We start from the raw sequence: 4,584 nt of genomic DNA, 5'->3' as shown, positions 1-4,584 counted from the left end.
AAACCGGAGCCGCAACCGGGGTTAAAATGGCGGCATAACCAGCGCAAAGCGCTGTCTCATAACCGTGCCCCGGTACACGCGCATGATCTGCTGGCGAGTCTCGATACATGGATGGAATCAAGCATCTTGAGTGTTTTGAGTGTTTTCTGGCTACCAGATCCGCCGGACGTAACTCGCCAGCAACACAGCCCCAAAACCGCCCACCCAGCTCAAAGCAGTAGCTAGGCCAACCAAGTCCGTGAGGGCTCCCAGGAAAACCGCTCCACTTGCCGCCGAGCCAATACCGATAAGGACCCAAAGGCTCATGACACGTCCGCGCATGTCGTCTTCCAGGTCGACTTGAATCGCGGTCTGCATCGAGACACCTGTCATCGTCGCAGCAAAGCCAAGGCATGCGACAAGAAGCAGCGTCAGCGGCCAAAGCCCTGAGAACCCGATTGCTGGGACAAGTGTGGTTCCCGCGATGGCAGCGACAAGGGCGAGGCCCGGCAATCGACCACCGGTCTGCCCGGGCATTAGTGCTTTGGATATCCCGGCAATCAACGCTCCGAACCCGGCAGCAGCTGTCAACAGACCAAGGCCAGTTGCACCCTTGCTAAAGGCGCCATCGGCAATAACGGGCAGGATTTCCAAGACGCCGCGTGAAATGAAAGCACCAACACCCGTGATCAATAAGGCCTGGCGGATCAAAGGTGTCCGTAACACATGACGTATTCCGACCGCCATGTCCTGAAAGAACGGCACTGCCGCCGCCTTTGTGGGGACGCGTTCACGCGGTCTGATGACTGACAGAGCCAGGATGAAAGGGAGATAGAGCAGAGCCTGAATGAATAGCGAGGCGCCAACACCCCAAGATGTGATTAACCATCCAGCCACTGCAGGACCGCTCAGACGTGCAAAATTAAAGTTGATAGCCGTCAAGCTGATGACGGAGGCGACAGCGAACCTGTCGACGAGGCGTGGAGCAAGGGACATCCGAATTGGATTATGTGCCGCCATAACAGTCCCAAGAAGGCCCGACAGGGTGGCAAGCAAAACTGGGCTCAGTACCCCTGCCAAAAAGCTTAAGAAAAGCGCGATTGCGAGGACAAAGAGGGCAGATTGTGTGATCATCGCGGCTCGCCGAATTCTGATGCGATCCACGAGGACACCGAAAAATGGTCCAGCGAAGATTGTGGGTGCGAAATTGATGAAAGCAACCAAACCGACAAAACTCGCTGAGCCCGTCAGTTCCCATGCGATCCAACCGATCGTAAGGCGCTGCATCCACAGGCCGTTGAGCGCGAAAATATTACCGATCATGTAAATGCGGAAATCGCGAAAACGTAAGGCGGCAAGGTTCATTTGGCGTCAGTAGCCTGAGCCAGACTTCAGTGCTAGCGCATATCCGCCGCCTGTGAAATTGCGAATGTAGGAGTCATAACTGGTACTATCAGCGCCATGCACAAGGTTAGCTATACACGTGCGCCTGAATTGACCTGACGATTTTTGTGCCTGCGATTCAGTTCGTCGCATGGCCGATGGCGCGGCGGTCTGTATTTTGAGGGTGTGAGCAAGCGATACAAAACAGCCACCTTATCCGACGAGCAGCGCATAGCACTTGAAGCGCTTTGCCGCCGCCGCAAAGTTGATGCCCTTGTTTGGAAACGTGCGCGAGCGTTTCTTCTTCTGGACGCAGGAGAAGACGTCGTAACGGTTTGTCGGATTTTGGATATAGGTCCAACGGTTCTGACGGAATGGCAGTTTGCCTTTGTCGGAGCGGGGTTGTCATTTTTCGGATTGAAGGACTACAGCCAGCGACAGGGGCATTTGTCGGTGGAGCAAGAACGGGTTTTGAAAGCCCATTTCACCGAACATCCAGCACGGAACGTAGATGAGGTTTGTGCTTACGTTCTTGCAGAGCACGGCCAAAGCTACAGCCCCTCAGGAGCCCCCAAGCTGATGCGCCGCCTGGGGTTCGCGTATAAGAAACCACAATTACTGCCTGCACTGCAAATACCACTTGGTGTGGGTGACATCAATTCCCTGAGCTATTAGAGCCTTCGCAAGATTGCGCTGGCTTCGGCTAACCCAGAGCAAGGGCGCCTGAGGGTCACCGCGAATGGCAGACTGCACCAGTTCATTCAGGGCCGGAAGAAGGTCAGGGGCGATCTCGCTCTTCTGCTTGCGGCCGCCACCAATACGACGAATGCGACCGTCCGCTTCTCCTCCTGCACAGGGGAATCGCGCTTGAAATTTGACAGCGCGTGGGATTTCGATTCATGGAGTTCCATCACATGATGGAGTTTCGAGATGCCGACATTAGTCAGTTATTTCAATGACAAGGATGATCCTCGCGGGGGCAACGCGCCTCGTCACAAGTTCTGTGATCTTATGACGATCAGCCTTTTGTGCGCCCTGTGTGGCGGGGATACGGCGGTTGATATGGAGTTTTTTGGCCAGATGAAGGAAGATTTTCTGCGCGAGTTCCTCGAATTGTCGCATGGTATCCCCTGCCATGACGCGTATTCGCGACTATTCCGCTTGATGAAGCCGAGTAGTTTTCAGGCGTTTTTTGACAAGTTTCGCACCGACTTTGCCGCCACGTATGGAGAGCAGCTGGCGATTGCCATTGATGGCAAAGAGATGCGGCGTAGCTTTGACAAAGCAGCCGAACAGTCGAATATGAACATCGTGACCGCTTTTGCCCATGGCGCGCGCCTGAGCCTTGGGATTACGCAAAGCGCCAAGGGCGGAGGCGAGATTTTGGCCCTGCGCGAGTTGATCGGAATGCTTGATATTTGCGGCGTCACCATCACCGCTGATGCGCTGCACTGCCAGCGAGAGACCTGTGAACTGATCGTGCAAGAAGGCGGCGATTACTGCCTCCAACTCAAGGGCAATCAAGGCGATATGCGCGCTGACGTGAGGGCCTTTGTCGATGATCAGGATACTGATTACATTAACGAATATAGCTCCGTCGATGGTGAGCACGGTCGCGTTGAGGAGCGATCATACCGCGTTTACGATGTGCCAGAATATCTCACCGAAACCCATCACTGGCCACATCCAAGCACCTTCGTTCACGTCGTCTCGAAGCGCACGATAGGTGGTCAAACCAGCCACTCCGAGCGGCTTTACCTGCTTTCAAAATGCCCAACAGCTCAGGCTGCTGCCACACTGATCCGCGGCCACTGGGAGATCGAGAACAGCTTGCATTGGTCTCTCGGCGTGCTGATGAACGACGACCAACACCGTGCGCGAAAAGACCATGCGCCCGCCAATTTTGCTGCGTTGCGCCGGATCGCATTGAGCATCATCAAGGCCAATCCTGCAAAAGGATCAAATCGCGGGAAGTTCAAAAAAGCGGGCTGGAGCAACGACTTCCCGCGGACCCTCATTCAGGGCTTTTGAAGCGCGATTGCCCTGTCCTCCTGCATCTAAATCTGACAGCCCCCGCCCGACTGTGCTACGCGCAATGCCCGTGACCTCTGAAACAGCTGCTATGCCGCCATAACCCGCGGCACGTGCTTCACTCGCTGCAAAAAGACGACGACTACGCTCATCAAGGTGAGGCGAAAGCGCTTTGAACCGTGTTTTGATCCCAGTTTTGTCGATCATAAAATTCATCTCAGCTTTAGCAAAGATGAATCAGAGCCTTCGGAAAACGTCCAGACCCAAACACCCGATTCCCTTATTTCACAACAGATCCTAAGTGCGGCTGTCCAAAATTTCGATTTTGTAGAGGCCCATTTTTTCATCAGACGTAAGCAGTGGTACGTTCTCTGTTTGACTTTGTACGACGAGCATTCGATCAAATGGATCTCGGTGATGAAGATCCAGAGTCGCTAGGCTGATCATATGGCGGTCTGAAAACCCCAAACGTTCAAACCCTTCCTCAGAAACAGCTGCGCAAACTTCTGGAACATTTGCCTCAAGCTTTCCAAGCTTAACTTTAATCGCGATCTCCCACAAAACAACGGGGCTTACTATCGGTTCTTCGGACATGAAAACCCGCCGTGCCTTGGGACCAAGACGTTCAGAGTCTATCAACCACCAAAGAAGCGCCTGCGTATCGACCAGTACGCGCACTTATGAGGTGCCCTCGAAATCAGACAGGATGTCTTGATCTTCATCATCAAAACCGTCTGGAATAGAGATTTTGCCTTTAAGAGACCCAGGAGTGCGTTGGCCAAACTCTCCGTCGCTCAGGATCAGCTTGAAACGACCCTTTTTAGCGCCCTGACGCGTGATTTCGACTGGAACACCAGCGGCTGCCATGTCTAGAATTTCCGATAACCGGGCTTTTGCTTCTCGTAGTGTGAATTGTTCCGACATTTGCGAATCCTCCATATGTGACTACATTTTACAAAAGAGGGCTCAAATGTCAAATGTAACTGTAATCCATATTATGTTGAATAATGATCTGAGACCGGACATCCGTGCAACTTATTTTTAGGGTGCGTCGACCCGTTGAACCGCCGATCAAAGCTGGAAACTGGAACGAGGCTGATTACGTGAAACAAGCAGTGAAGGACCACCGGCTGACGCCGGAGGCATCATTTGTCGGAATGTAATTCCAGGTACTGCTTGATGACATCGTCT

4 protein-coding genes and 1 pseudogene are annotated in these 4,584 nt (G+C 53.3%); 2 read left to right on the top strand and 3 right to left on the bottom strand.

All coding sequences use genetic code 11. The features are described from left to right. Positions 1–150: 150 nt before the first annotated feature. Positions 151–1,344, bottom strand: a complete 1,194-nt coding sequence (locus LC354_RS26415; RefSeq protein WP_223428932.1) for an MFS transporter — start codon at positions 1,342–1,344, stop codon at positions 151–153. Positions 1,345–1,548: 204 nt separating this feature from the next. Between LC354_RS26415 and LC354_RS26410 the strand changes: the two are divergent. Continuing rightward, positions 1,549–1,989, top strand: a pseudogene (locus LC354_RS26410) (helix-turn-helix domain-containing protein); the annotation flags it as partial. Between the two features lie 303 nt (positions 1,990–2,292). After that, entirely contained in the window at positions 2,293–3,393 is a 1,101-nt protein-coding gene (locus LC354_RS26405; RefSeq protein WP_223428931.1) for an ISAs1 family transposase, read from the top strand. A 297-nt stretch (positions 3,394–3,690) separates the two neighbouring features. Here LC354_RS26405 and LC354_RS26395 read toward each other — a convergent pair whose 3' ends face one another. Further along, positions 3,691–4,071, bottom strand: coding sequence for a type II toxin-antitoxin system VapC family toxin (locus tag LC354_RS26395; RefSeq protein ID WP_223428930.1), 381 nt, complete (start codon positions 4,069–4,071; stop codon positions 3,691–3,693). Continuing rightward, positions 4,072–4,317: a type II toxin-antitoxin system Phd/YefM family antitoxin gene (locus LC354_RS26390; protein ID WP_223428929.1), complete on the bottom strand. Its 246-nt coding sequence runs from the start codon at positions 4,315–4,317 to the stop codon at positions 4,072–4,074. Positions 4,318–4,584: the final 267 nt, after the last annotated feature.

The sequence above is a fragment of the Tateyamaria pelophila genome (assembly GCF_019966495.1).
Lineage (GTDB): Bacteria > Pseudomonadota > Alphaproteobacteria > Rhodobacterales > Rhodobacteraceae > Tateyamaria > Tateyamaria pelophila.
This window is presented reverse-complemented; position numbering and strand designations above follow the sequence as displayed.

Coding starts and splice junctions, on each gene's coding strand:
- LC354_RS26415 (WP_223428932.1), bottom strand. CDS start 1,344: ATGAACCTTGCCGCCTTACGTTTTCGCGATTTCCGCATTTACATGATC.
- LC354_RS26405 (WP_223428931.1), top strand. CDS start 2,293: ATGCCGACATTAGTCAGTTATTTCAATGACAAGGATGATCCTCGCGGG.
- LC354_RS26390 (WP_223428929.1), bottom strand. CDS start 4,317: ATGTCGGAACAATTCACACTACGAGAAGCAAAAGCCCGGTTATCGGAA.